Source organism: Pseudomonas sp. AU12215 (assembly GCF_001675465.2).
GTDB lineage: Bacteria > Pseudomonadota > Gammaproteobacteria > Pseudomonadales > Pseudomonadaceae > Pseudomonas > Pseudomonas nitroreducens.
On the sequence record NZ_MACM02000003.1, the window covers coordinates 37282 to 62794 of the forward strand.

The following is a 25513-nucleotide window of genomic DNA, read 5'->3' on the forward strand; positions in this document are numbered from 1 at the left end:
CTGCGCGGCGGGGTGTGTTCGCGAGCAAGCTCGTTCCTGCACGTCCAGTGCTGTCATCCACCGGTTTACAGCTGTGTATACTGCGGTCCTCGATTACCTCCAGGAAACCGCGCTACCCATGATGGAAAACAGCTTCGCCTTCCGTCTCAAGGAACTGCTCGAACACCACAAGCTGACGTTGCAGGCAGTGGGTTCGGCCCTGGGTATTTCGCGCACGGCGGTGCACAAGTGGACCAAGGGCGGCGAGATCGACTACGACAACCTGCGTCGGCTGGCGGACTTTCTCAAGGTCAATTGGCTCTGGCTGCGCTACGGCGAGGAAGCCCTGCGCAGCGTGCAGGATGCCGAGCCGATCGAGCTGCCGATGACCGACCTGCGCCGTCGCTACACCGCCGAGATCATGGAGAGCGAGACGCGGATGAAGCTGGCCCAAGAGGGCGCGCGGATCGTCACCTGGGAATGGAACCTGATCAGCGACGAAGTGACCTATTCGCCGAACGTCGAGGCGGTCTACGGCTGGCATGTCAGCTCCAACCAGACGTTCTGGAGCCACCTCCCGGCGGAGGACGTGGCCACCATGCAGGCGATGTATGAGCGTGCTGCTGCCGAGGGCAAGGGCTGCGAGTGCGATTTCCGCATTCTCCAGCCCGACGGCAGCCTGCGCTGGATCGCCTCGCGCGCCACGGTGGTCAACGATGCCGTCGGCCGACCACTGAAGATGGTCGGCATCAGCATGGACAACACCGAGCGCATGGCCACCGAGGAACGACTGCGCAACAGCGAGGAGCGTTTCCGGGCGATCTTCGAGCTGACCTGGGGCGCACTGGCCTACATTGGGCTGGACGGCAGCTGGCAGCGGGTGAATGGCAGCCTTTGCGAGTTGCTCGGTTATCGCCCCGAGGAGCTGTACGCCATCACCTTCCAGGATATTACCCACCCCGACGACCTGGCGACCAACCTGGAGCTCCTGCGTCAATTGCTGGCCGGTCATTTCGATCGCTATGTGGTCGAGAAACGCTTGCGCCGCCGCGACGGAGACTATGTCTGGGTGCGCGTGCGCACCTCGCTGCAGCGTCGCGCACAGGACGGGGTGCCCGATCACCTGATCAGCGTGTTCGAGGACATCCGTGCCGAACGCGCCGAGCGTGATCGCCTGCAGGCGCGAATCAGCGAACTGGAAGCGCAGCTGGCGGCGCGCGCCTGACTCAGTGCAGGCGCACCCAGACGAACACCAGCAGCGAAGCTGCTACCAGCCAGGCCAGCGCGGCCATCGCCAGCGACAGCTCCAGGCGCATGCGATCCACCATCAGGTAGAGCGCGGCCAGGTAGACGAAGTAGGGAATGATCGACCACATGCCGAACAGGACGGTGGTCTTCAGGTCGTCCAGCGAACGGCTCTTGCCGACGATGTAGTGGGCGATCAGGGCGAAGGTGGGGAACAGCGGCACCAGGCCGGCGATGTAGTAATTGCGCGTCTTCGACAGCGCGGCGAGGATCAGCACCACGCCGGCGCCGAGGGCTGCCTTGAGGATCAGGTCCACGTCTTTCTCTATGCGGCGACGCCACCGGGGCGGTGGCGTCGCGTAGTATGCCTCATGGGGCAGTGTGGATATCTCGTTCTGTGGCTGGGAAGTCAACGGACCTCAGAAGTCATATCGCAGGCGCGCCTCCAGGTTACGGCCGTTGAAGTCTTTGCTGCCTTCGTAGCGATAGCCGCCTCCCAGGCTCACCGCACCCAGGCGATAGTCGAGCCCCAGGGCAGCTTCATAGCTATCGCGAGACAGGCGTACACCTGTGGTTTCGAAGTCGCCTCCGCCGATCAGGAAGCTACTGGTGGTGGACGTGCGGTCACCAATCAGGTCGTGCCAGGCCATGAGCGACGCCTCCGGTACCAATTGGCCTTTCCCAGCAGGCAGCGCGCCAGCTACTCGCAAGCCGGCGCCGAGTTCGCCGCGCTCGTAGCGTTGGCTATTGACGTGAAGCGCCGCGCTGGAGCCACTCTCGTCGTAGTTGTCCAGTCGGACATTGCTGTAGCGCGCTCCCACTCGCGGCTCAAGAACTAGCCCGTGGGCCAAGGCAAAATCATACCCGGCCAGAAGGCTCATTCCGGCCAGTTTTCCGTGATAATTACCCTTGGCGCGGGTATCGGCGATGTAACGCTTGCTGTGGTTTTCGCTCCAGCCATAGGAGAGGTTGGCGTCGACGAAGTACCCGCCCTGCTGGTAGCTGCCATAGAGTGTTAGTGCGTTGCCGTCGATGTCGGTCTTGTTGCCGTTGTGGCTCTTGACGTTCCCGTCCATGTAGCCATATGCCAGTCCGGCAATCAGGCCAGGGGCCAGGACGGCGTCCGCCCCTGCGGCAATGCCGCTCGCGTTCATATCGAAGCCAGTGATGTCCTGGCGCCTGCCCTGGCTGCCGTGGCCGTCAAGCCCCTGAACCCAGACTCCACCCTTATCAAGGTTGTCGGGGAGTTGACGCAATGCCATACCACGCTGGCGGACGGCGTTTTCCATTTGCCGCTGCTGGGAGATGGCCGCTGCATTGGCCCCTCCATTCACCTCGGGATAGAGTGACTCGGCAAACTTGGCGATCTGCCCGGCGTCCGCGTTTGCAATCTGCTCGAAGATTGGGTCGGTGGGCAGAAGTTTGTCTATCTGACCGGAGAGCTCGCCAATGGCAGTCTGCGCATCCACGCTGGCGCCCTCCTCGGCGACTATCTGGCCGGCCTCTTCGCCGGTGATGGCTCGCAGGTTGGCGACCAGGGTGTTGCCTTCGAACTCATGGCTATTGACCGTCAGTAGCGCGGAAGTACTGGCGACTGACAGCTCACTGGCGGAGATGGGAACCTCTACCGATTCCTGGCCCAACTGGTACCAGCGGCTGGCGCTGATCAATTGATATCGCTGGTCGCCCTGGGTGCTGAAGTCGTTGGGTTTGGGTGTGAGCAGAATTCTGCTGCCCGGATCCACCTCCGCCTCGCCGGTAACCTTCAGAATCGGCCGGTTCTGCTCGGTGGCGCGGCTCAGCGTCAGCTCCATTTCGCTGCCGATCAGCTCCAGGTTGCCTTCCAGCACGGTGTGGGGCCGTAGCAGTGTCAGGCGGCCGCCGCCCAGTTCGAGGTAGCGGGTCTGGATCAGCGCGGAGTCCATGGCCACGTTGCCATCCACCTCGGTGACCCACATGTTACGGATATCGCCTTGCACTGCACCGCCATCGAAGCTGGCAAGAGTGCCGCTGCTGGCTGTTGAGTCCGGCGAGAAGTTGCCTAACAGGGCGATCTGCCCTCCCGCGGTCAGACCATCCTCCTGTGTGTAGTAGACGCTGGTCTGGGAAAGATCGACAGCAGTACCGTCCGCCTGAATCAGGCCGGCGTTCTCGACCCCCAATCCTGATTCCACTTTCAGGGCAATCGAGCCTTGGCCTTTGGCGCTGATGGTGCCGCTGTTGTAGAGGACATCGTCTGACGTGTTGAGGAGCTTGTTGCCTTGGCCGAACAGCATTGCGACGCTGCGCGCACCATCGGCGCTGATGGTGCCGCTGTTGCTGAAGGAGTAGAGCTTGCTGTTCTCGATGACCAGGTTCTGGAAATCATCCCCTTGGGAGTGGATGACTCCGCTGTTTTCGAAGCCGCCTCCCAGTGTCGACTGATCGATCAGCAGGTTGTAGTTGTCGAGGGTGGGGGAGAGGGCGCCCAACGTGTTGCTCTGGCTGATCGTACCCTGGTTGCTGAACTTGCCGCTGATGTTGGCCTTCCCCACATAGACGGTGGCATCGGCGATGTTGCTGGCTTGTAGCGATCCCGCCTGGACGAAGTCGCCCTGGATGCTGGCTGGTGAGCTGTTTCGTGACTGGAGGTAGAGCGCGCCATTGCCACTGATGGTCCCGGCGGTCGGGCCGCTCACCGTCACTGTGGCGTGATTGTTCAGACCGCCCTGAAAGGTGCCGGTGGCAGATATCCAGGCGGTGAGCAGCGGCTCGGTGGTGTGAGCCTCGCCAACCAGGTCGATCGAATTGGTATAGGTATCTGCCAACTGCAACGGATTGCCGATGACGGAAAGGCTCTCGGCGCACGCCTGGTCGGCCATGATTGAAGCAATAACGATAGCGAGACGGTGTCGGGTCGACATGTAACCTCCTGATTGTTGGGGCTATCCCTGGAAAAGGCAGGAGGCTACGGCGATTCAGGTGGGGGAAATATCAGTTGCGTCCGAAAACGTTGTAGTTAACGGGTGATCGTTGGCGTCGCCTTATGCAATAGACGCACTCGGCAGAGCAGGGCTTTCGGGTGTCAGATAGCGCTGCAATTGGTGTTGCTGTTGAGCATTGAGAAACAGCCCGAGCTTGGTGCGGCGCCAGAGGATGTCGTCGGCGTCGCGGGCCCATTCCTCGCGGACCAGGTATTCCACTTCCCGCGCGTAGAGCCCGGCGCCCAGGTGTTCGCCCAGTTCGCTGAGGTTGTGCGCGCCGTCGAGCAGCTTCCAGATGCGGCTGCCATAGGTGCTGGCCCAGCGCCGGGCGAGGGCCGGGTCGAGCTGGCGCAGGCGCTCCATGAGCTGGATGGCCAGGTCTTCCACGGTGGTCATGGCTTCGCCGCCGGGCAGCGGGGAACTGGCGGTCCAGCTCGCTTTCATCACGCCGGCGAAGTGCGGCGCCAACTGCTCCAGTGCGGCCTCGGCGAGCTTGCGGTAAGTAGTCAGCTTGCCGCCGAAGACCGACAGCAGCGGCGCTTCGCCAGGGGTGTTGTCCAGCGCCAGGGTGTAGTCGCGGGTGACCGCGGACGGATCGTCGGACTCGTCGTCGCACAGCGGGCGCACGCCGGAGAAGCTGCGCAGGATGTCCTGTCGGCTCAACTGGCGCTTGAAATGCGCGTTGACCACATTGAGCAGGTAGTCGGTCTCGGCTTCGCTGATGCTGATCTGCGCCGGGTCGCCCTGGTATTCGCGGTCGGTGGTGCCGATCAGGGTGAACTGGCGCAGGTAGGGAATCGCGAAGACGATGCGCCGATCCTCGTTCTGCAGGATGTACGCGTGCTCGCCGTCGTAAAGGCGCGGCACGATCAGGTGGCTGCCCTGGATCAGACGGATGCCGTAGGGCGGTTTCTGGCGCAGTTCCTCGCGCAGGAAGCGGTCGACCCAGGGGCCGGCGGCGTTGACCAGCGCGCGGGCGCGGATCGAGTAGAGGCTGCCGTCGCGGTGTTCCAGGTGCAGGTGCCACAAACCCTTGCTGCGCCGCGCGCTGACGCAGCGGGTGTGCGGGTGGATATGCGCGCCGTTCTCGCGTGCGGCCATGGCGTTGAGTACCACCAGGCGGGCGTCGTCCACCGAGCAGTCGGAATATTCGAATCCGCGGGTGATCTCGGCCTTGAGCGGGCTGTCGATGCCGAAGCGTACGCCACGGGATGCCGGCAGCTTCTCGCGCTTGCCCAGGTGGTCGTAGAGGAACAGGCCGGCACGGATCATCCAGGCCGGGCGCAGGTGCGGGCGGTGCGGTAGCACGAAGCGCAGCGGATGGACGATGTGCGGAGCCTTGGCCAGCAGTACCTCGCGCTCGGCGAGGGCTTCGCGGACCAGGCGGAATTCGTGGTGTTCCAGGTAGCGCAGGCCGCCGTGGATCAGCTTGCTGCTGGCGGAGGAGGTGTGGGCGGCGAGGTCATGCTGTTCGCAAAGGAACACCGACAGCCCGCGCCCGGCGGCGTCCGCCGCGATCCCCGCGCCATTGATGCCGCCGCCGACGACGGCCAGGTCATAGACTTCGGCAAGGGGCGCGTGGCGCGAGCGGGTGGAATTCATGGGGCCGCCTGGTGTTGAAAGTGAATCTTTTATGTTCGTTTTCGAAAATATCCTAGTTCAGTGAACGAAAAATGACCAGCCTTTGGCGCGAATTCGCGCAGGTATTCGTCTGAATGTTCGAAAGTGAAATGACTGGGAAGTCTCAGACCAGCTCGAGCTGAACCTTGTGCTGGCTCATCAGGCGCGCTACGGCGGCGGGTGGCGGGCTGTCGGTGAAGACCCGGTTGACCAGGGAGATCGGGCCCAGGCGCACCATGGCGTTGCGGCCGAACTTGCTGGAGTCGGCGGCGAGGAATACCTGCCGCGCGTTATCGATGATGGCGCGGGAGACGCGCACTTCCTGGTAGTCGAAGTCCAGCAGGCTGCCGTCTTCGTCGATGCCGCTGATGCCCACCACGGCGAAGTCGACGCGAAATTGCTCGATGAAATCCACTGCCGCCTGCCCGACCACACCGCCGTCGCTGCGCACCGTGCCGCCGGCGATCAGTACTTCGAAATCGTCCTTGCCGGCGAGGATGCTGGCGACGTGCAGGTTGTTGCTGATGACCTTCAGATTCCGGTGGCCGAGCAGGGCGCGGGCGATGGCTTCGGTGGTGGTGCCGATGTTGATGAACAGCGAGGCATTGTCCGGGATGTGCGCGGCAATGGCTTCGGCGATGCGCTGCTTCTCGTCGCGCATCTGGTCGGCGCGGGTGTTGTAGGCGGTGTTCTCGATGCTCGAATCCCAGGCCGCGCCGCCGTGGTAACGGCGCAGCAGGTTCTGCTCGGCCAGTTGGTTGATGTCGCGGCGGATGGTCTGCGGCGTGACGGCGAACTGCTGGGCGAGCTCTTCGATGCTCAGGTAGCCGCGTTCGCGGACCAGATCGAGGATGTTCTGCTGGCGGGGTGGCAGGTTCATGCGGTTCGCTCGTGCGGACGGGCCGGGAGGGCAAGGATGCCGCACTGAGCCGACGCTGTCATGGACTTGTAGGAGCGAGGGGGACGCCATCGTTATTGCTCGCGGACCCCGCCGGGTTCTGTGGAATCAAGCGGTTCGCGAACAAGGACTGGGCGTCCCCCTCGGTCCTACAGCAGAGCAATCAGTCTTCCGCTGCCCAACCACGGGTGCGTTCGACGGCTTTTTGCCAGCCCTTGTATAGCCGCGCGCGCTCGGCTTCGTCGCAGGCCGGCTGGAATACCCGCTCGATCACTGCCTTGTTCTTCAGCTCTGCGAGGTCGCCCCAGAAGCCACTAGCCAGGCCCGCCAGCACGGCGGCGCCGAGGGCGGTGGTCTCGCGCATCTGCGGGCGCTCCACCGGAGTGCCGAGGATGTCGGCCTGGAACTGCATGAGGAAGTTGTTGGCTACCGCGCCACCGTCCACCCGCAGCGCGCGCAGCGGTTCGCCGGCGTCCTGCTGCATGGCGTCGAGCACGTCGCGGGTCTGGTAGGCGATGGATTCCAGGGTGGCACGGATCAGGTGATCGGCCTTCACTCCGCGGGTCAGGCCGAACAGGGCGCCGCGGGCATACGGGTCCCAGTAGGGCGCGCCGAGGCCGGTGAAGGCGGGGACCAGGTAGACGCCGTTGCTGTCCTTCACCTTGGTGGCGAAGTACTCGGAGTCGTGGGCATCGTTGATCACCTTCAGTTCGTCGCGCAGCCACTGCACGGTAGAGCCACCGTTGAACACTGCGCCCTCCAGCGCATAGGCGACTTCGCCACGCGGGCCGCAGGCGATGGTGGTGAGCAGGCCGTGGGTGGACTTCACCGCCTTGTCGCCGGTGTTCATCAACAGGAAGCAGCCGGTGCCGTAGGTGTTCTTCGCCTGACCCGGTTCCACACACATCTGGCCGAACAGTGCGGCCTGCTGGTCGCCGGCGATCCCGGCGATGGGCGTGCGGTGCACCCCGAGGCCGCCGACCTTGGCGTGGCCGTAGACTTCGGAAGATGCGCGTACCTGCGGCAGCATGGCGCGCGGCACATCCAGCGCGGCGAGCAGGCGCTCGTCCCAGTCAAGCGTGTGGATATCGAACATCAGGGTGCGCGAGGCATTGGTGTAGTCGGTGACGTGCACCTCGCCTTCGGTGAGCTTCCAGATCAGCCAGCTGTCGACCGTGCCGAACAGCAGCTCGCCGCGCTGCGCACGTTCCCGGGCGCCTTCGACGTTGTCGAGGATCCACTTGAGCTTGGTGCCGGAGAAGTAGGGGTCGATGACCAGCCCCGTGGTATCGCGGATGTACTGTTCCAGGCCATCGCGCTTGAGCTGCTCGCAGATGGCCGCGCTGCGCCGGCATTGCCAGACGATGGCATTGTGGATCGGCCGGCCGCTGGCCTTGTCCCACACCAGGGTGGTTTCGCGCTGGTTGGTGATGCCGATGGCCGCCACCTCGGCAACGCTGATGTTGGCCTGGGCGAGCGCCTCGACCAGGGTCGAGCTCTGGGTCGCCCAGATTTCCATCGGGTCGTGCTCGACCCAGCCCGGCTGCGGGTAGATCTGCGCGAACTCGCGCTGGGCCACGCTGACCACGTTGGCGTCATGGTCGAAGATGATGGCGCGCGAGCTGGTGGTGCCCTGGTCGAGGGCGACGACGTATTTCTTGTTCGTAAGGTTCGTCATGGCGGCGGCCTTGTGCGGATTCCGTTCGGCAGTCCCGGCCACGCGGGCCGGAAGGTGAATGGCGCAGACCATACGGGATTCGTCCGCGCCGGTGAAGCGAACACCGTGCAGTGCAGCACGCCTTGGCTTACTGTTATGCGCTGGAAAGCCGCTTGCGAGAAGCCCGCCGATCATGACCCCCGCCATCGACCTGCTGAAGAAGAACCGCGCCGAACACCACGTGCTGAGCTATGAGCACGACCCGAAGGCGCCATCCTATGGCCTGGAGGCTGCCGAGAAACTCAACCTCGACCCTGCGCGGGTGTTCAAGACCCTGCTGGCGGCCAGCGAGAAGGGCGAGTTGCTGGTGGCGGTGGTGCCCGTGGTGGGCACGTTGGATCTCAAGGCGCTGGCCCATGCGGCGGGCGTGAAGAAGGCCGACATGGCCGACCCGAACGCCGCGCAACGCGCCACCGGCTACCTGGTCGGCGGCATCAGCCCTCTGGGGCAGAAGAAACGCTTGCGCACCTTCATCGACGAATCCGCCCAGGGGTTCCCCACCATCCACGTCAGCGCCGGCCGCCGTGGGCTGGAAGTAGAGTTGAGCGCCGAGACGCTGGCCGGGCTGACATCGGCGACCTTCGCCCCCATCGGTCGCGGTTGAGCGAACGACTGTCTGCTCGCTTCTGTACGGTTCGTCGTTCATCGGCTTCTGTCATGCTCGGACATCACTTTTCAGGAGACTGCCATGCTGCTCGATTTTCACCAGGTAGACGCTTTCACTGATCGCCCGTTCGCCGGCAACCCGGCCATGGTGTACCGCCTCGATGCCTGGTTGAGCGACGAACTGATGCAGCAGATCGCCGCCGAGCACAACCTGTCTGAGACTGCCTTCCTGGTGAGGGAGCCGGCCGGCTGGCGCATCCGCTGGTTCACCCCGACCGCCGAGGTGCCGCTGTGCGGCCACGCCACCCTGGCCAGCGCCCACGTGCTGTTCGAAGTGTTCGACGAGCCGGGCGAAGTGCTGGAGCTGAACTCCCTGTCCGGTCCGCTGCGTGTGACTCGTGAGGAAGGCCGGCTGGCACTGAACTTCCCGGCGCAGCCGCCGAGCGAATCCGGCTCTACGGTGGAGTTGCAGAATGCGCTGGGCGTCGACGTGGTGGACGCACTGAACACCGCCAACCACCTGCTGGTGCTGCTGGAGTCGGAACAGGCGGTGCGCGACTGCCAGCCCGATTTCGCTGCTCTCGCGCGCCTGCCGTACCTGGGTGTGATCGTCACCGCGCGCAGCGACGGCTATGACTTCGTTTCGCGCTTCTTCGCCCCGGCCATCGGCCTCAACGAGGACCCGGTGACCGGCGCCGCCCACTGCGTGCTGATCCCCTACTGGTCGCGTCGCCTGAACAAGCTGCAGATGCGCGCCTTCCAGGCCTCCGCACGCGGCGGCGAGCTGTGGTGCCGCCTGGAAGGCGAGCGCGTCAGCATCGCCGGCTACGCGCGTCTGGTCGCCAGCGGTCGTCTGCTGGTTGTTTGATCTGTGACCGGGGGGCTTTGCGCTCCCCGGCGTAGGCTGGCCTTCACTGGAAACCGCGCCCGTTCGGCGCGGCTCACCGACCTGGAGGCAGGCCCATGGCCCTTCTGCTCATCGCTGACTATCACGTTACCGACGACTCCGCCGTCCTGGCGCCCGCTACCCTGAACGCTCTGGCCGCCGCCCGGCAGATCGGCGGCGAAGTTCATCTGCTGCTTGCGGGCAGTGGCCTCGAGGAACTGGCGACACGGGCTTGTGGTGTCGAGGGCGTTGATCGCGTCCTGCTGGCAGGCGATCCCGCCTACGACCACCTGCTGGCGGAAAACCTCTCGGCACTGGTGGTGCAACTGGCTCCGCGTTACCGCCACATCCTCGCGCCGGCCACCGCCGTGGGCCGCGATTGCCTGCCGCGCATCGCAGCCTTGCTGGATGTGGATGCGGTCTCCGACGTCATCGCCGTCATCGACGAACAGACCTTCCAGCGCCCGATCTACGCCAGCAATGCCATCGCCACGGTGCGCTGCGAGGGGCCGTCGATCGTGCTGGGCATTCGCCCAACCGCTTTCGATCCGCTGCCACTGGCCGGCGGCAATGCCGAACTGGAGCGTATCGGCGGGGCGGGCGATCTCGGTCTGTCGCAGTGGCAGGGCGAGGAACACCCGGACTTCGAGCGCCCTGCGCTGGAGTCGGCGAAGGTCATAGTCGCCGGCGGGCGTGGGCTGCAAACCGAAGAAGGCTTCGCCGCGCTCTATCCGCTGGCGGACCGGCTGCACGGCGCCGTGGGTGCGTCACTGGCAGCGGTAGATGCCGGCTTTGCCCCGGCGGAATTGCAGATTGGCCAGTCCGGGCGCATCGTCGCGCCGGAGCTTTATCTCGCCGTGGGGATCTCAGGGGCCGTGCAGCACGTGGCGGGCATGAAGGACGCCAAGGTCATCGCGGCGATCAATCTCGATCCGGACGCGCCGATCTTCGAGATCGCCGACTATGGCTTGCAGGGCGACCTGTTCGAGTTGTTGCCTGAACTGGAGAAGGCGCTCGCCTAGAGCGCCACGCTGCCCTGCGCCGGGAACAGCACCAGATGCTCGGCGGCGACGCCGATGCCCACTTCATCGCCCGGCTGGTGGTCGGCATGGCTGGGGAACAGCGATTCCAGCTGGGTGCCGGTGGGCAATTGCAGGCGATACAGGGTAGCCGCACCGAGGAACGACTTGCCGACGATGCGCGCCTTCAGCGCGCCATCGGCGGCCGGCACCAGGTCATCCGGGCGCAGCAATACATCCACCGCGCAGCCGTCGGGCAGGCAGTAGGCGCGGTTGCCGCGCAGCAGGCCCAGCTCGGTCTGCACCGCATCGGTCCCGCGCATCTGTCCACGAATGAAATAGCCCTGGCCGACGAAGCTGGCGACGAAGGGCGTCTGCGGCTCGTGGTAGAGATTGAATGGCGTATCCCACTGCTCCAGCAGGCCGTTGCGGAACACACCGACATGATCGCTGACGGCGAAGGCTTCTTCCTGGTCGTGGGTGACCAGAATCGCACTGGTGCCACGCGCCTTGAGGATGTCGCGCACCTCATGGCTGAGCTGGCGGCGCAGCTCCACGTCGAGATTGGAGAAGGGTTCGTCGAGCAGCAGCAGTTGCGGCTGCGGGGCCAGTGCACGGGCCAGGGCCACGCGCTGTTGTTGGCCGCCGGAAAGCTCATGGGGGAAACGCTGGCCGAGGCCGTCGAGCTTCACCAGCTCCAGCAGCTCACCGACGATGCGCTGGCGCTCGGGGTGCTTGCGGATGCCGAAGGCGACGTTATCCGCCACCGACAGGTGCGGGAACAGCGCGTAGTCCTGGAATACCATGCCGATCCGGCGCTTCTCCGGCGACAGGGTGAAGCCGGGGCGGGAAATCACTTCGCCGCCCAGTTCGATACGCCCGCCCTGCACCGGCTCGAAACCGGCGATGGCGCGCAGGGTGGTGGTCTTGCCGCAGCCCGAGGGGCCGAGCAGGCAGCCGATGTCGCCGGCGTTCAGGTGCAGTCTGACGCCTTGCACCACACGCTGCTGTTCATAGCCACAGGAAAGGTCGTCGAGGGTGAGCAGCAGCGGTTTGGTCATCGGGCTCGAAACAGGAGGGCTCAGGCGTAATGCGCGTGCTCGACCAGCAGTTCGAGCAGGGCTTTCTGGGCGTGGAGACGGTTTTCCGCCTGGTCCCAGGCCACGGAGCGCGCGTCGTCCAGCAGGTCTTCGCTGATCTCTTCGCCACGGTGGGCCGGCAGGCAGTGCATGAATAGTACATCCGCCGCCGCGCCATCGAGCAGCGCACGTGTTACCTGATATGGCTGGAACAGGCGCAGGCGCGCGGTTGCTTCGTCCTCCTGGCCCATGGAAGCCCAGACGTCGGTGCTCACCAGATGTGCGCCGGCGACCGCTTCGCGCGGGTCACGGAAGATCTTCACGCGTTCACCGGCCTGCTCCATCAGGGCAGCGTTGGGCTCGTAGCCTTCCGGGCAGGCCACATTCAGTTGGAAGTCGAAGCGGATCGCCGCCTCGATGTAGCTGTTGCACATGTTGTTGCCGTCGCCGATCCAGGCCACGGTCTTGCCGGCGATGCTGCCGCGGTGCTCATGGAAGGTCTGCATGTCGGCCAGCAACTGGCACGGATGCAGGTCGTCCGACAGGCCGTTGATCACCGGCACGCGGGAGTTCTCGGCGAACTCGATCAGGTTGCTGTGGGCGAAGGTGCGGATCATCACGGCATCGACCATCCGCGACATCACCCGCGCGGCGTCGGCGATCGGCTCGCCACGGCCCAGCTGGGTATCGCGCGGGGAGAGGAAGATGGCCTGGCCGCCGAGCTGGATCATCCCGGCTTCGAAGGAGATTCGCGTCCGGGTCGAGGCCTTCTCGAAGATCATGCCCAGCACGCGGTTCTTCAGCGGTTCGTAGAGCACGCCTCGGTCGCGCAGGTCCTTCAGCTCGGTGGCACGGCGGATCAGACCGAGCAGTTCGTCGGTCGTGTAATCCAGCATCGAGAGGAAGTGACGTGCGCTCATGGTTCGTACCTACTACTTATTCTCAGAATCAGGCCGAGGTACCGACCGGCTTTCGTGAGAAAAAACGGGCTGAACCTGCGGCGGGACCGCATGGAGCGGAAAATGGGGGAAGGCGCGATCCTATAAGGAAATGACGGATCTACGCAAGTTTCACCCGGAAGGCCCGTCGGGCGGGGCTTGACCATGGTCGTTCCTGATGCCGCGCAATTCACCCGACGGAAGCTGGTGGTGCTTCGCCGGGACTGGATTCATAGTGCTTGCGACCCCGCGACCGGCTCCATGAGCGCCGGCGACAACAATAACGAGGCGAGCCATGAGCAAGACCCTCCACCACCGTGCGTGCCATCTGTGCGAGGCCATCTGCGGCCTGACCATCGAGACCGAGGACGAGCGCATTCTGTCCATCAAGGGTGACGCCCAGGACAGCTTCAGCCGTGGCCACATCTGCCCCAAGGCGGTGGCGCTGCAGGATATCCAGAACGACCCGGACCGCCTGCGCCAGCCGGTGCGCCGTGTCGGCAACGAGTGGCAGCCGATCGGCTGGGACGAGGCCTTCGAGCTGGTGGCCACGCGCCTGGCGGAAATCCGCGAGCGCCACGGTAGCAACGCCGTGGCGGTGTACCAGGGCAATCCGAGCGTGCACAACTACGGGTTGATGACCCACAGCAACTATTTCCTCGGCCAGTTGAAGACCCGCAACCGCTACTCGGCGACCTCGGTGGACCAACTGCCGCATCATCTGGTCAGCCAGCAGATGTTCGGCCATGGCCTGCTGATCCCGATTCCGGACATCGACCACACCGACTTCATGCTGATCCTGGGCGGCAACCCGCTGGCGTCCAACGGCAGCATCATGACCGTGCCGGACGTGGAGAAACGTCTGAAGGCCGTGAAGGCGCGCGGCGGCAAGCTGGTGGTGGTCGACCCGCGTCGCACCGAGACGGCGGCGATTGCGGACCAGCACCTGTTCGTGCGCCCCGGCGAAGATGCCGCGCTGTTGCTGGGCATCCTCGACACGCTGCTCAGCGAAGGTCTGACCCGCGAATCCTCGTTGCCGGTCAATGGCCTGGGCGTGGTGCGTGAGGCGCTGGCGCCCTTCAAGGTCGAATCCATGGCCGTTCGCTGCGGCGTGCCGGCCGACGCCATCCGCCAGTTGGCGCGGGATTTCGCCGCCGCCGACAAGGCCGTCTGCTACGGGCGTATGGGCGTTTCCACCCAGGTTTTCGGAAGCCTCTGTCAGTGGCTGGTGCAATTGATCAACCTGGTCACCGGCAACCTCGACCGCGTCGGCGGCACCCTGTGCACCACGCCGGCGGTGGACCTGGTGGCGACCACGGCGGGTGGCGCGTTCAACCGCTGGCAGAGCCGTGTGTCCGGCCTGCCGGAATATGGCGGCGAATTGCCGGTGGCAGCGCTGGCCGAAGAGATGCTCACCGAAGGCGAAGGGCAGGTGCGTGCGCTGGTGACAGTGGCGGGCAACCCGGTGCTGTCCACGCCCAATGGCCGACGCCTGGAACAGGCGCTGGACGGCCTGGAGTTCATGCTCAGCGTGGACCTCTATATCAACGAAACCACGCGCTACGCCGACCTGATCCTGCCGCCCACCGCGCCACTGGAGCACGATCACTACGACACCACTTTCAACGTCTTTGCCGTACGCAACGTCACCCGCTTCAACGAGGCGATCCTGCCGAAACCCGAAGGCGCACTGCACGACTGGGAAATCTTCGTCGGCCTGGCCAAGGCCTATGCGGCGCGCAGCGGTACCGAGCTGAAACCGACCATGGCGCCGGAGCAGATGATCGAGATGGGCCTGCGTTTCGGCCCCTATGGCGATGCTTCCGAGCACAAACTGAATCTCGCACGTCTGCGTGAGTATCCCCACGGGCTGGACCTCGGGCCACTGCGGCCGAACCTGGCGCCGAGGCTGAAGACGGCCAGCCATAGCATCGAGGCGGCGCCGGAAATCTTCCTCAATGACCTGCGTCGCTTCGCCGATACCCAGTCGCCGGCCATTGACCAGTTGCTGCTGATCGGTCGCCGCCATGTGCGCAGCAACAACTCCTGGATGCACAACTATCACCGCCTGGTGAAGGGCAAGCCGCGGCACCAACTGCTCATGCACCCGCAGGACCTCGCCTCGCGCGGGCTGGTGGACGGGCAGAAGGTACGTGTGCGCTCGCGGGTCGGCAGTATCGAGATCGAGGTGGCGGCCAGCGACGAAGTCATGGCCGGGGTCGTCAGCCTGCCCCACGGCTGGGGGCACGCACGGCCGGGCGTGCAGCTGTCGATTGCTCGCGAGCAGGGCGGCGCCAGTGCCAATGACCTCACCGACGAGCGACATCTGGATGCGCTCTCCGGAAACACCGCGCTGAACGGTGTGCCAGTGGAGGTCGAGGCGGCCTGACAGGCTGTCGCAAGGCATCTGCAAAGCCGAGCGTAGCGCTCGGCTTTGCAGTACAATGCGCGGTACCGTGCCGGCCATCGCCATCCGAGGAGGCGGCTGCCGGATCAGTATCTGATAGTTCAGCCGAGGAAGTTCATGGATATCATCGATACCATCAAAGAGCAGATCGCCAACAACCCTGTCCTGCTGTACATGAAGGGTTCGCCGAATGCTCCGCAGTGCGGTTTCTCGTCCCGCGCCGCCCAGGTCCTGATGGCTTGTGGCGAGAAGTTCGCCTACGTCGACATCCTGCAGAATCCGGAAATCCGCGCCAACCTGCCCAAGTACGCCAACTGGCCGACCTTCCCGCAACTGTGGGTCGGTGGCGAGCTGGTCGGTGGCAGCGACATCCTGGCCGAGATGTTCGAAAAGGGTGAGCTGCAACCGCTGATCAAGGACGCCGTAGGCAAGGCCAACGCCTGAGTCTTTCGTGCTGTCGCACAAAGCCCCGCCTTGGCGGGGCTTTGTTTTTGGGAAGAGATAAAGGATGAGTGAACAATCACGGGCCAAGGCCGCACGCTGGGCGTGTGGCTATTGCTTCGCCATGGGCGGCATGGTGCATGGCAGCCTGATGGGCCGGGTGCCGGCGCTGAAGAACATGACCGGCGTGGACGAGCAGCAACTGGGCCAGGCGTTGCTGGGCGCCGGAGTGGGCGCGCTGCTGGCATTCGTTTTCGCCGGGGCATTGGTACGGCGTTATGGCAGCCGGGCGATCACGGTGGTTTCCGGGTTGGCGCTGATGGCTTGCTTCCCATTGCTCGGGCTGGCGCCTAACGTCTGGTACCTGGCAGCGGGGCTGCTGCTGGTTGGCCTGACCTTCGCCACCATGGACGTGGCCATGAACACCCAGGCGGTGGAAGTGGAGCGGCGCCTCGGCCGGCCGTGCATCTCCAGCCTGCATGGCATGTACAGCCTGGGCGGACTCACCGGCGCCATCGGCGCGGCGATCTTTGCCGGCATGGCGCCTGTCTGGCACTTCACCCTGCTGGCAGTCATCGCGGTGGCGATCCTGCCGTTCTTCGCCCGTCATCTGTTCGAAGGGCGCCCGGAGCCCACGGAGGAGGAGGCGCCAGCCCAACGTGGCTGGCGCCTGCCGCCACCGGCACTGATAGGTCTTGGGGTGCTGACGCTGTGCGCGTTCGTTTCCGAAGGCGCGGTCGCCGACTGGGGCGCCCTGCTGCTGCACCAGGTCATGGGAGCGTCGGAGCGAGTGGCGGCACTGGGCTTCGCGGCGTTCTCCGCGACCATGGTGCTGGGGCGTCTGTTCGGTGACCGCCTGCGCGTGCGCTTCGCCGACGAGGCGCTGGTACGCAACCTGGCGCTGCTGGCCATTGCGGGGATGCTGCTGGCGCTGTTCAGCCCGTGGATTTCCGGCGCGATTGCCGGTTTCGCCCTCGTGGGCGCGGGGTTGTCGGTGGTGGTGCCGATCCTGATCGGCGCGGCAGGCAACCGGCCGGGCGTCGAGCCTTCGCGCGGCGTGGCCGCAGTGGCGTCGTTCGGCTATGGCGGCTTGTTGCTGGGCCCGCCGTTGATCGGCTTCCTCGCCGAGCACGTGGGGCTGCGCCTGTCGCTGCTGGTGGTGATCGGACTGTGCGCTGGCCTGGTATTCAAGGCCGGGCTGGTGCGGCGTCCGCCGAAGGCGAACGGCTAGAAGGGAAGGGCACCGGCGTCCACAACCGCGCCGGTGCCTTGTTCCTGATCAGTCGTCTTCGTGCATGTGCGACTGCAGATAGTTTTCCAGACCGACTTTCTGGATCAGGCCGAGCTGGGTTTCCAGGTAGTCGATGTGCTCTTCCTCGGACTCGAGGATGTCCTTGAGCAGGTCGCGGCTGACGTAGTCATGCACGCTTTCGCAATGCACGATGGCGTCGCGCAGGTCCTTGGTGGCCTTGAGCTCCAGGTTCAGGTCGCACTGCAGCATTTCCTGGGTGTTCTCGCCGATCAGCAGCTTGCCCAGGTCCTGCAGGTTGGGCAGGCCTTCGAGGAACAGGATGCGTTCGATGAGCTTGTCGGCGTGCTTCATCTCATCGATGGACTCGTGGTACTCGTGCGCGCCGAGGCGCTTCAGGCCCCAGTCGTTCCACATGCGCGAGTGCAGGAAGTACTGGTTGATGGCGATCAGCTCGTTGCCGAGGATCTTGTTCAGATGCTGGATGACTTTCTTGTCGCCTTTCATGCCGGGGTCCTGCCGTGTGGAGTGGGAGAGATTGAAATTCTCGCCCCCTTATAACCATATGTCAAACATAAGTGCTTGAATTTGTTATAAAAAGGAATATGAATGCGAATGTTTTCATTCCGCATCCCGGCGCTAAATCCCTGAATTTCAGGCATAAAAAAACCGGGCCAGTGCCCGGTTTCTTCGGAATTCCTGCTGAACGGATCAGCGGTATTTTTTCAGCTCGCCGCGTAGGCCAGGTTGTAGTTCATGCTCTGGGCGCTTTGCAGTTCGCCGAGCGTATCGCGAACGACCTGTTTGGCCAGGCACGCGCACTTTCCGCATTGGGTGCCGACGCCGGTGCACTCGCGCACCTCGCGATAGTTGCAAGCACCATCGTAGATCGCATCGCGGATCTGAGTATCGGTGACACCTTGGCAGAGGCAGACGTACATGGTTGCACTACAGTCGCTGTGGGGTTGTTGGAAGCGATACTAATAATAATGAGAATGATTGTCAAAAGTTCTCGAGTACGCATCCGGGATGTCTGACAAATGGTCATTGGGTTCAATGACTTAGCATCTAACCCGCGTGGATTGCGGGCTGCGCGCATAGGCACCGGGAGCGATATGTTTTTTGCAGGAGCGAGCTTGCTCGCGAACAGGGGCAGCTATGGCGCCAATCCCGCCTGTCAGGCATCCGAAGGCGCTGGGGTTCGCGAGGGCAAGCTCGCTCCTGCAGGTAAGGCGGGGTGTTGATGCCGGCTCCATGAAAAAGCCCCGCCAGTGCGGGGCTTTTTCATGGGGCGTTGAAGCCGATCAGTGATCGTCTTCCATCCAGCCACCGAACTCCTTCCAGCGGTTGACGATGCCGCAGAACAGCTCGGCGGTCTTCTCGGTGTCGTAGCGCGCCGAGTGCGCTTCGCGGTTGTCGAACTCGATGCCGGCGGTCTGGCAGGCTTTCGCCAGGACGGTCTGGCCGTAGGCGAGACCTGCGAGGGTCGCAGTATCGAAGCTGGAGAAGGGATGGAATGGGTTGCGCTTCACGCCGCTGCGGTTCACCGCTGCATTGAGGAAGCCCAGGTCGAAGCTGCTGTTGTGGCCGACCAGGATCGCCCGCTTGCAGCCGTTGGACTTCAGCGACTTGCGGATGCCACGGAAGATCTCGGTCAGAGCCTGTTCTTCCGGCACGGCCATGCGCAGCGGGTGGTCCAGCTTGATGCCGGTGAACTCCAGCGCGGCCTGCTCGATGTTGGCGCCTTCGAAGGGCTCCACACGGAAGAAGTAGGTGTGCTCGGGGAACAGGTAGCCGCTTTCGTCCATGCCGATGGTGACGGCGGCGATTTCCAGCAGGGCGTCGGTGGCGGCATTGAAGCCGCCGGTCTCGACGTCCACCACGACCGGCAGGTAGCCGCGGAAGCGACGTGCCATCGGGTGGCGCGGGCCGGGCGGGAAAGAACCGTCGAGTTCTTCTTCGAAGATTTCGTTCTCGTCACTCATGCCACGGTCTCCAGCAGGCGCCAGCGCAGTTTCTCGCCGGCACGCAGCGGGACTACATCGAAGTCGCCGAACGGCAGGGCCGCCGGCGCTTCCCATTCTTCACGCACCAGGGTGATGCGGTCGCTGTTGCGCGGCAGGCCGTAGAAGTCCGGGCCGTGCAGGCTGGCGAAGCCCTCCAGCTTGTCCAGCGCATTGCGTTGCTCGAAGGCTTCCGCGTACAGCTCGATGGCGGCGTAGGCGGTGTAGCAGCCGGCGCAACCACAGGCGGCTTCCTTGGCGTGGCGCGCGTGGGGTGCCGAGTCGGTGCCGAGGAAGAACTTCGGGCTGCCACTGGTGGCCGCATCCAGCAGGGCTTCCTGGTGGGTGTTGCGCTTGAGGATCGGCAGGCAGTAGAAGTGCGGGCGGATGCCGCCAACCAGCATGTGGTTGCGGTTGTACAGCAGGTGGTGCGCGGTGATGGTGGCGCCGACGTTGGCCGGGGCGGCCTTGACGAAGGCGGCGGCATCGCCGGTGGTGATGTGCTCGAAGACTACCTTGAGAGTCGGGAAGCGCTCGACCACGCGGGTCAGGTGTTCGTCGATGAAGCGTTTCTCGCGGTCGAATACGTCGACGTCCGCGCGGGTTACTTCACCGTGTACCAGCAGCGGCAGGCCGACTTCGGCCATGGCTTCGAGGACATGGAAGATGTTGTCGACGCTGGTCACACCGGAATCGGAGTTGGTGGTGGCGCCGGCCGGATAGAGCTTGGCGGCGTGTACGAAGCCCGAGGCCTTGGCGGCGCGGACTTCCTCGGCGCTGGTGCGGTCGGTGAGGTAGAGCACCATCAGCGGCTCGAAGCGGCTGCCGGCCGGGCGGGCGGCCAGAATGCGCTGGCGGTAGGCGTCGGCTTCGGCGGCGTTGCGTACCGGCGGGACCAGGTTCGGCATGATGATGGCGCGGCCGAAGGTGCGGGCGGCATCGCCGACGGTTTGCGCGAGTGCGGCGCCGTCGCGCAGGTGGATGTGCCAGTCGTCGGGGCGCAGGAGTGTCAGGCGGTCGGACATGCGGATTCCAGGGGGGCGGTTGCAGCGGGAAGAGGGTGAAATGCTACCGGAAAAGGCCGCCGCCGGCACTCGCTATCAAGTTTTGCCGAGGCTGACCGATAGAATCTGGGACGCCCATTTGCCTGTGTGGATGCCACCGTGCGCCAGCCCTCCCTTCTCCTGCTCACACTTTGCGCCAGCCTGCCGGCCTGGGGGCTGACGTTCCAGCCGCGCCTGGAAAGCGCCCAGTGGACGGTGGCGGGCGATCAGTTCGAGTGCCGATTGTCGCAGAGCGTGGGGGGCTTCGGCGTGGGCGAATTCGTCTGGCGCGCTGGGGAGCAACCGACCTTCCGCCTCAAGTCCCAGCAGGGCTGGCTCGGCACGGGCTCGGCAACGCTGCTGGCCGCCGCGCCGCCGTGGCGGCCGGGGCAGGGCGACCTGAACCTGGGCTCGGTGAGCGTGGGTTCGGGTGAGGTGCCCTTCAACAGCACCCAGCAACAGGCCGGACGCCTGCTCGGCGGATTGCTCGAAGGGCGTACCCCGGAAGTCCGTCATCGCACCCGTACGGGTGAGAATCTGCTGGTGCGCTTGCTGCCCGCGCGTTTCGCCGATGGCTATGCGCAGTTCCAGGAATGTTCGACGAAGATGCTCCCGGTCAATTTCGACCAGGTGCGCCAGAGCCAGGTGGGCTTCCCGGATGGTGGCACCGAGGTCGACCCGCTGGGGCGCGCCAAGCTGGACATCATCCTGCAGTATATGAAGGCTGACCCGACGGTGAATCGCATCGAACTGGACGGGCATTCCGACAACAGCGGCAACCGCCTGGCCAATCGCGAGGCATCGCGCCGTCGCGCCATCGCGGTGATGGACTACCTCAAGGCCAACGGCGTAGCCGAGTCGCAGATCACCGTGCGTTTCTACGGCGAGCGCTATCCATTGGTTAAGAACAATTCCGCTGCCAACCGCGCGAAGAACCGCCGGGTGACGGTCAATCTGTCCCGCGAAGCGGTAACCGAAGACGCTCCGGGCGCACCCGCCGAGGCGCCCGTGGCGCCTGCCGCATCCGCTCCCTCCACGCCCGCGCCGGCTGCCAATGCCCCGACCCAAGGCGCGCCCTCGACGCCGGCCGCGAACGCCGCCACGTCCCCCGCCGCCCCCAAGGGGTGAACCTGCGGCGGCGGGTCGCACCGACGATAGTATTTGTCGCTTTGTCGTCAAAAGCTGTCGCCCCTCTGTAAATTATCCTGGGCGGGCAGTAGAATCGGTCCCTTTCGTGACAACCCCCGTGGAGTTGAGTGGCATGGCGGACGTGAAGAAGGTAGTCCTGGCGTATTCCGGTGGCCTGGACACCTCCGTGATTCTGAAGTGGCTGCAGGATACCTATAACTGCGAAGTAGTGACCTTTACCGCTGACCTGGGTCAGGGCGAGGAGGTCGAGCCGGCCCGCGCCAAGGCCAAGCAGATGGGCGTGAAAGAGATCTTCATCGAGGACCTGCGAGAAGAGTTCGTCCGCGACTTCGTCTACCCGATGTTCCGTGCCAACACCGTCTACGAAGGCGAGTACCTGCTGGGTACGTCCATCGCTCGTCCGCTGATCGCCAAGCGCCTGATCGAGATCGCCAACGCCACCGGCGCTGACGCCATCTCCCATGGCGCCACCGGCAAGGGCAACGACCAGGTTCGCTTCGAGCTGGGCGCCTACGCGCTGAAGCCGGGCGTCAAGGTCATCGCTCCCTGGCGCGAGTGGGACCTGCTGTCCCGCGAGAAGCTGATGGACTACGCCGAAACCCACAACATCCCGATCGAGCGCCACGGCAAGAAGAAATCGCCTTACTCCATGGATGCCAACCTGCTGCACATCTCCTATGAAGGCGGCGTGCTGGAAGACACCTGGACCGAGCACGAAGAGGACATGTGGAAGTGGACCGTCTCCCCGGAGAAGGCCCCCGACACCGCTACCTACATCGAGCTGACCTACCGCAAGGGCGACATCGTTGCCATCGACGGCAAGGACATGAGCCCGGCGCAGGTACTCACCGAGCTGAACCGCATCGGCGGCGCCAACGGCATCGGCCGTCTCGACATCGTCGAGAACCGCTACGTCGGCATGAAGTCCCGCGGCTGCTACGAGACCCCCGGCGGCACCATCATGCTCAAGGCGCACCGTGCCATCGAGTCGATCACCCTGGACCGCGAAGTCGCTCACCTGAAGGACGAGCTGATGCCGCGCTACGCCAAGCTGATCTACACCGGCTACTGGTGGAGCCCGGAGCGCGAGATGCTCCAGCAGATGATCGATGCCTCCCAGGAACATGTGAACGGCGTCGTGCGCCTGAAGCTGTACAAGGGCAACGTCATCGTGGTTGGCCGCAAGTCCGACGACTCGCTGTTCGATGCCAACATCGCGACCTTCGAGGAAGACGGCGGCGCCTACAACCAGGCCGATGCTGCCGGCTTCATCAAGCTCAACGCGCTGCGCATGCGTATTGCCGCGAACAAGGGCCGCAAGCTGTTCTGATAAGCTGGCGTCTCCCGTGACAAGCAGACCCCGGCCACGAGCCGGGGTTTGTGTTTATGAGCCCGCACTCCGGGCACCTGATGAGGAAAGAACCGATGAGACTGCTGCATACCATGCTGCGCGTCGGCGACATGGATAAATCCATCGCCTTCTATACCGAAGTCCTGGGCATGACCCTGCTGCGCCGCAAGGATTACCCGGACGGCCAGTTCACCCTGGCCTTCGTCGGCTACGGTAACGAGGACGACAACAGCGTCATCGAGCTGACCTATAACTGGGGCGTGGACAAGTATGAGCTGGGCACCGGCTATGGCCACATCGCCCTGGAAGTGGCTGATGTCTACAAGGCCTGCGAGGACATCCGCTCGCGCGGCGGCAAGATCACCCGCGAGCCGGGTCCGATGAAGCATGGCTCCAGCATCCTGGCCTTCGTCGAAGACCCGGACGGCTACAAGATCGAGCTGCTGTCGCCGCAGCGCAAGGACTGACCTGCGCCCGTCAGAAACCCCGCCCAGTGCGGGGTTTTTCTTTTCTGGCAGTGGGAGTCGAGCCGTTGGCGAGGAAGGGCGCTAGTGCCGGCACGGGGCGACTTAAAGTTCGCAGGTCATCCTCCTGAATGTCCTCGATGGTCGGGTGCAATGCCCGACGCAGGTATCGCCCAGCACCTTTGCGGAGGCTACGCCGGGTGCCTAGGGATTAGGAATCATCTGATGTCAGCGAAGATCGCTGCTACGGATACTTCGACCAGTATCCACGGGTTGCTCCGTGACGCCGCCCTGCAGGCCGTCCGGCAGCACCTTCGGTTCCTCGACGTCCAATTCCAATAATCAATCGCTTTCCTTCCCCCGCCGGCTTTCGCTTGCCGGTCGCTGCGATGCGTCACCGAGCCCCGTGGTTGAAGAAGGCCTGCAAGCCTGTCGGCTTGCGGGCGCCCTTGTGACCGGGAATGGCCGCGGAGCCACCGCTGGCATTCCCACGACTGCCGAGTTCCGAGGCCCATCATGGCTAAAACAATCGTTGTAATCGACAAGGCTACCCACGCGACCACTCAGGTCAATCAGGCTGACCTGACTCTCCGCGCGCCTTCGGTCGTGAAGCTGGCCTTGAGCAAGGAGCAGGTCGTCAGCATGACCCGCGAGGGTAACGCCCTGGTGATCAAGACCCTGGATGGCGAAACCATCGTCATCCACGGGTTCTTCGGGGCTCCCGGTCAGCCGAACAGCGATCTGCTGCTCGACAGCGGTGACGGCCACTACTGGGTCGCCGAGGTCAATCAAGAGGGCTCCGCCTTCGCCAGCTACAGCGAGGTCGACTCGGTCGAGTCGCTGCTGGTGACCGAGGGCGGCGACCAGGGTGCACTGCCTTGGATATTGGGCGGTCTGGCGCTGGTAGCCGGCGGCGTTGCTGCGTCCAGTGGTGGCGGCGGTGGTGGCCATCACGGTGGCAGCGGGCTCAAGGCTCCCACTGCAGACCTGCAGGCAGGCGAGGCGGGTGGTCTGGTTGTCAGTGGCTCCACCAGTCCCGGTGCGAGCGTAACCGTAACCTTCCCGGATGGCTCCAGCACCACCGTGGTAGCCGATGCCGACGGACACTACCAGGCTTCCACTTCCTCGCCGCAGACCAGTGGTGGCGTGGATATCCACGTCGAGGATGGCAAGGGCAACAGCAGCGACGCCCACGTCAACTACACCGACACCACGGCGCCGAGCGCCCCCAGCACTGAAGTGATCACCAATGCCGACGGCAGTGTGACCGTGAGCGGCAGCGCCGAGCCCGGCAGCACCGTGACCGTCACCTATCCCGATGGCAGCACCGGCAGCGTCGTCGTCGGCGAGGATGGCGGCTACAGCCTGACATCGCCGCCCGACCAGCCCTCGGGCAGCCTGACCGCCAGCGCTACCGATGAGGCCGGCAACACCAGCCCGGGCACCCAGTTGCCTTACGTCGATGTCACGCCGCCCGCGGCACCGAGTATCGGCGTCACGGAAAATGCCGACGGCGGCCTCACCATCAGTGGCAGTGCCGAGGTCGGCAGCATCGTCACCGTTACCTTCCCGGATGGCTCGGTGGGCAATGTCATGGCGGACGGCAACGGCCAGTACAGCATCACCACCCATGTGCCGCAGGCCAGTGGCGAAGTCAGTGCCACCGCCACCGACGTCTATGGCAATACCGGTGAGCCCGGCAGCCTGGCATACGTCGATAGCACCCCGCCGGACGCGCCGCTGCTCGATCCGCTGGTTACGCTGGACGATGGCTCTGTCACCGTTTGCGGCACTGCCGAGCCTGGCTGCACCGTCACGGTGACTTTCCCGGACGGCTCCACGGGCACCACGGTCGCTGACGCGGCTGGGGCCTTCTCGGTGACTTCCGCTCGTCCGCAACCCAATGGTGACGTCAGCGCGGCGGCCACCGACCTGGACGGCAATACCGGCCCCGCGGCCACCGATACCTTCACCGACAGCACTGCGCCCGACGCACCGGTGCTGGGCCCGATCGTTACCAACGAAGACGGCAGCCTGACTGTCGGCGGCACCGCCGAGCCTGGCAGCACCGTCACCGTCACCTATCCCGATGGCAGCACCGGTTCCGTTGTCGTGGGTGAAGACGGCAGCTTCAGCATCACCTCGCCGGAGAACCAACCCACCGGTGAGGTCAGCGTCAACGCCACCGACGAAGCCGGCAACACTGGYGCCTCGGTGASCGAGARCTACAGCGACACCACCGCTCCGGAGGCACCGAGCGTGAATGTCGTGGCCAATGCCGATGGCGGCCTGACCGTGAGCGGCAGTGCCGAGCCGGGCACGACCGTTACCGTSACCTACCCGGATGGCAGTACTGGTACGGCGACTGCCGGCTCCGATGGCAGCTACAGCATCACCACGACGGTGCCGCAGACCAGCGGCGATGTCAGTGCGACTGCGACTGACGCGATCGGAAG

Annotated in this window: 22 protein-coding genes; 11 read left to right on the forward strand and 11 right to left on the reverse strand. The window is 64.6% G+C overall.

What is annotated here, in order from left to right:
• Positions 1-118 precede the first annotated feature (118 nt).
• Positions 119-1204: a helix-turn-helix transcriptional regulator gene (locus tag A9513_RS00495; RefSeq protein ID WP_024765386.1), complete on the forward strand. Its 1086-nt coding sequence runs from the start codon at positions 119-121 to the stop codon at positions 1202-1204.
• Between the two features lies 1 nt (position 1205).
• Here the strand turns inward: A9513_RS00495 and A9513_RS00500 are convergent, their stop codons facing one another.
• The 5 genes from A9513_RS00500 to glpK form a co-directional block, all read right to left on the reverse strand.
• Complete coding sequence (locus tag A9513_RS00500; protein ID WP_164488295.1) at positions 1206-1532, reverse strand: GlpM family protein; 327 nt, start codon at positions 1530-1532, stop codon at positions 1206-1208.
• 111 nt (positions 1533-1643) lie between these two features.
• Positions 1644-4127, reverse strand: a complete 2484-nt coding sequence (locus tag A9513_RS00505; RefSeq protein WP_065327301.1) for an autotransporter outer membrane beta-barrel domain-containing protein — start codon at positions 4125-4127, stop codon at positions 1644-1646.
• A gap of 120 nt (positions 4128-4247) precedes the next feature.
• Positions 4248-5789, reverse strand: coding sequence for a glycerol-3-phosphate dehydrogenase (gene glpD, locus A9513_RS00510; protein WP_065083700.1), 1542 nt, complete (start codon positions 5787-5789; stop codon positions 4248-4250).
• A 142-nt stretch (positions 5790-5931) separates the two neighbouring features.
• On the reverse strand, positions 5932-6687 hold the full coding sequence (locus A9513_RS00515) for a DeoR/GlpR family transcriptional regulator (RefSeq protein WP_024765390.1): 756 nt from the start codon (positions 6685-6687) through the stop codon (positions 5932-5934).
• A 181-nt stretch (positions 6688-6868) separates the two neighbouring features.
• Positions 6869-8383, reverse strand: a complete 1515-nt coding sequence (glpK, locus tag A9513_RS00520; protein ID WP_065083708.1) for a glycerol kinase GlpK — start codon at positions 8381-8383, stop codon at positions 6869-6871.
• Positions 8384-8555: 172 nt separating this feature from the next.
• On the opposite strand from glpK, the gene ybaK reads away from it, so the two are divergent.
• The 3 genes from ybaK to A9513_RS00535 all read left to right on the forward strand — a co-directional run bounded on the left by ybaK (position 8556) and on the right by A9513_RS00535 (position 10936).
• A complete protein-coding gene (gene ybaK / locus A9513_RS00525; protein ID WP_065083701.1) occupies positions 8556-9026 on the forward strand; it encodes a Cys-tRNA(Pro) deacylase in 471 nt (156 codons plus the stop codon).
• An 84-nt stretch (positions 9027-9110) separates the two neighbouring features.
• Positions 9111-9896, forward strand: coding sequence for a PhzF family phenazine biosynthesis protein (locus tag A9513_RS00530; protein ID WP_024765393.1), 786 nt, complete (start codon positions 9111-9113; stop codon positions 9894-9896).
• 95 nt (positions 9897-9991) lie between these two features.
• A complete protein-coding gene (locus A9513_RS00535; protein WP_065083702.1) occupies positions 9992-10936 on the forward strand; it encodes an electron transfer flavoprotein subunit alpha/FixB family protein in 945 nt (314 codons plus the stop codon).
• Here A9513_RS00535 and A9513_RS00540 read toward each other — a convergent pair.
• A complete protein-coding gene (locus tag A9513_RS00540) occupies positions 10933-11994 on the reverse strand; it encodes an ABC transporter ATP-binding protein (protein WP_024765395.1) in 1062 nt (353 codons plus the stop codon). The two genes, A9513_RS00535 and A9513_RS00540, sit on opposite strands and share 4 nt — an antisense overlap.
• A 20-nt stretch (positions 11995-12014) precedes the next feature.
• Entirely contained in the window at positions 12015-12932 is a 918-nt protein-coding gene (argF, locus tag A9513_RS00545) for an ornithine carbamoyltransferase (RefSeq protein ID WP_024765396.1), read from the reverse strand.
• Between the two features lie 313 nt (positions 12933-13245).
• On the opposite strand from argF, the gene A9513_RS00550 reads away from it, so the two are divergent.
• The 3 genes from A9513_RS00550 to A9513_RS00560 all read left to right on the forward strand — a co-directional run bounded on the left by A9513_RS00550 (position 13246) and on the right by A9513_RS00560 (position 17029).
• Positions 13246-15339 carry a molybdopterin oxidoreductase family protein gene (locus A9513_RS00550; RefSeq protein WP_065083703.1) on the forward strand — a complete coding sequence of 698 codons (2094 nt, stop codon included), beginning with the start codon at positions 13246-13248 and terminating at the stop codon, positions 15337-15339.
• 135 nt (positions 15340-15474) lie between these two features.
• Positions 15475-15801 (forward strand): Grx4 family monothiol glutaredoxin, encoded by a 327-nt coding sequence (gene grxD, locus A9513_RS00555; RefSeq protein ID WP_024765398.1) that lies wholly within the window; start codon positions 15475-15477, stop codon positions 15799-15801.
• Between the two features lie 64 nt (positions 15802-15865).
• Positions 15866-17029 carry an MFS transporter gene (locus A9513_RS00560; RefSeq protein WP_065083704.1) on the forward strand — a complete coding sequence of 388 codons (1164 nt, stop codon included), beginning with the start codon at positions 15866-15868 and terminating at the stop codon, positions 17027-17029.
• 48 nt (positions 17030-17077) lie between these two features.
• Here the strand turns inward: A9513_RS00560 and bfrB are convergent, their stop codons facing one another.
• The 4 genes from bfrB to pyrC all read right to left on the reverse strand — a co-directional run bounded on the left by bfrB (position 17078) and on the right by pyrC (position 20075).
• Positions 17078-17554 carry a bacterioferritin BfrB gene (gene bfrB, locus A9513_RS00565; protein WP_024765400.1) on the reverse strand — a complete coding sequence of 159 codons (477 nt, stop codon included), beginning with the start codon at positions 17552-17554 and terminating at the stop codon, positions 17078-17080.
• 218 nt (positions 17555-17772) lie between these two features.
• Positions 17773-17988, reverse strand: coding sequence for a bacterioferritin-associated ferredoxin (locus A9513_RS00570; RefSeq protein ID WP_024765401.1), 216 nt, complete (start codon positions 17986-17988; stop codon positions 17773-17775).
• Positions 17989-18351: 363 nt separating this feature from the next.
• Positions 18352-19032 carry a ribonuclease T gene (rnt, locus tag A9513_RS00575; protein ID WP_024765402.1) on the reverse strand — a complete coding sequence of 227 codons (681 nt, stop codon included), beginning with the start codon at positions 19030-19032 and terminating at the stop codon, positions 18352-18354.
• On the reverse strand, positions 19029-20075 hold the full coding sequence (pyrC, locus tag A9513_RS00580; protein WP_038803777.1) for a dihydroorotase: 1047 nt from the start codon (positions 20073-20075) through the stop codon (positions 19029-19031). Before pyrC ends, rnt begins: the two co-directional genes overlap by 4 nt.
• A 138-nt stretch (positions 20076-20213) precedes the next feature.
• Here pyrC and A9513_RS00585 point away from each other — a divergent pair, with 138 nt between their 5' ends.
• The 4 genes from A9513_RS00585 to A9513_RS00600 form a co-directional block, all read left to right on the forward strand.
• Complete coding sequence (locus tag A9513_RS00585) at positions 20214-21221, forward strand: OmpA family protein (protein WP_024765403.1); 1008 nt, start codon at positions 20214-20216, stop codon at positions 21219-21221.
• Between the two features lie 133 nt (positions 21222-21354).
• Entirely contained in the window at positions 21355-22572 is a 1218-nt protein-coding gene (locus A9513_RS00590; protein WP_024765404.1) for an argininosuccinate synthase, read from the forward strand.
• Between the two features lie 95 nt (positions 22573-22667).
• Positions 22668-23060: a lactoylglutathione lyase gene (gloA, locus tag A9513_RS00595; protein WP_024765405.1), complete on the forward strand. Its 393-nt coding sequence runs from the start codon at positions 22668-22670 to the stop codon at positions 23058-23060.
• A gap of 513 nt (positions 23061-23573) precedes the next feature.
• Positions 23574-25513, forward strand: a 1940-nt coding sequence (locus A9513_RS00600) for an Ig-like domain-containing protein (protein WP_141678320.1), incomplete at its 3' end; no start/stop codon positions are given.

What these genes read in the sequence shown, in the direction of transcription:
- A9513_RS00495 (WP_024765386.1), top strand. Translation starts at nt 119, where the DNA reads ATGATGGAAAACAGCTTCGCCTTCCGTCTCAAGGAACTGCTCGAACAC.
- A9513_RS00505 (WP_065327301.1), bottom strand. Translation starts at nt 4,127, where the DNA reads ATGTCGACCCGACACCGTCTCGCTATCGTTATTGCTTCAATCATGGCC.
- glpD (WP_065083700.1), bottom strand. Translation starts at nt 5,789, where the DNA reads ATGAATTCCACCCGCTCGCGCCACGCGCCCCTTGCCGAAGTCTATGAC.
- A9513_RS00515 (WP_024765390.1), bottom strand. Translation starts at nt 6,687, where the DNA reads ATGAACCTGCCACCCCGCCAGCAGAACATCCTCGATCTGGTCCGCGAA.
- glpK (WP_065083708.1), bottom strand. Translation starts at nt 8,383, where the DNA reads ATGACGAACCTTACGAACAAGAAATACGTCGTCGCCCTCGACCAGGGC.
- ybaK (WP_065083701.1), top strand. Translation starts at nt 8,556, where the DNA reads ATGACCCCCGCCATCGACCTGCTGAAGAAGAACCGCGCCGAACACCAC.
- A9513_RS00530 (WP_024765393.1), top strand. Translation starts at nt 9,111, where the DNA reads ATGCTGCTCGATTTTCACCAGGTAGACGCTTTCACTGATCGCCCGTTC.
- A9513_RS00535 (WP_065083702.1), top strand. Translation starts at nt 9,992, where the DNA reads ATGGCCCTTCTGCTCATCGCTGACTATCACGTTACCGACGACTCCGCC.
- A9513_RS00540 (WP_024765395.1), bottom strand. Translation starts at nt 11,994, where the DNA reads ATGACCAAACCGCTGCTGCTCACCCTCGACGACCTTTCCTGTGGCTAT.
- argF (WP_024765396.1), bottom strand. Translation starts at nt 12,932, where the DNA reads ATGAGCGCACGTCACTTCCTCTCGATGCTGGATTACACGACCGACGAA.
- A9513_RS00550 (WP_065083703.1), top strand. Translation starts at nt 13,246, where the DNA reads ATGAGCAAGACCCTCCACCACCGTGCGTGCCATCTGTGCGAGGCCATC.
- grxD (WP_024765398.1), top strand. Translation starts at nt 15,475, where the DNA reads ATGGATATCATCGATACCATCAAAGAGCAGATCGCCAACAACCCTGTC.
- A9513_RS00560 (WP_065083704.1), top strand. Translation starts at nt 15,866, where the DNA reads ATGAGTGAACAATCACGGGCCAAGGCCGCACGCTGGGCGTGTGGCTAT.
- bfrB (WP_024765400.1), bottom strand. Translation starts at nt 17,554, where the DNA reads ATGAAAGGCGACAAGAAAGTCATCCAGCATCTGAACAAGATCCTCGGC.
- A9513_RS00570 (WP_024765401.1), bottom strand. Translation starts at nt 17,988, where the DNA reads ATGTACGTCTGCCTCTGCCAAGGTGTCACCGATACTCAGATCCGCGAT.
- rnt (WP_024765402.1), bottom strand. Translation starts at nt 19,032, where the DNA reads ATGAGTGACGAGAACGAAATCTTCGAAGAAGAACTCGACGGTTCTTTC.
- pyrC (WP_038803777.1), bottom strand. Translation starts at nt 20,075, where the DNA reads ATGTCCGACCGCCTGACACTCCTGCGCCCCGACGACTGGCACATCCAC.
- A9513_RS00590 (WP_024765404.1), top strand. Translation starts at nt 21,355, where the DNA reads ATGGCGGACGTGAAGAAGGTAGTCCTGGCGTATTCCGGTGGCCTGGAC.
- gloA (WP_024765405.1), top strand. Translation starts at nt 22,668, where the DNA reads ATGAGACTGCTGCATACCATGCTGCGCGTCGGCGACATGGATAAATCC.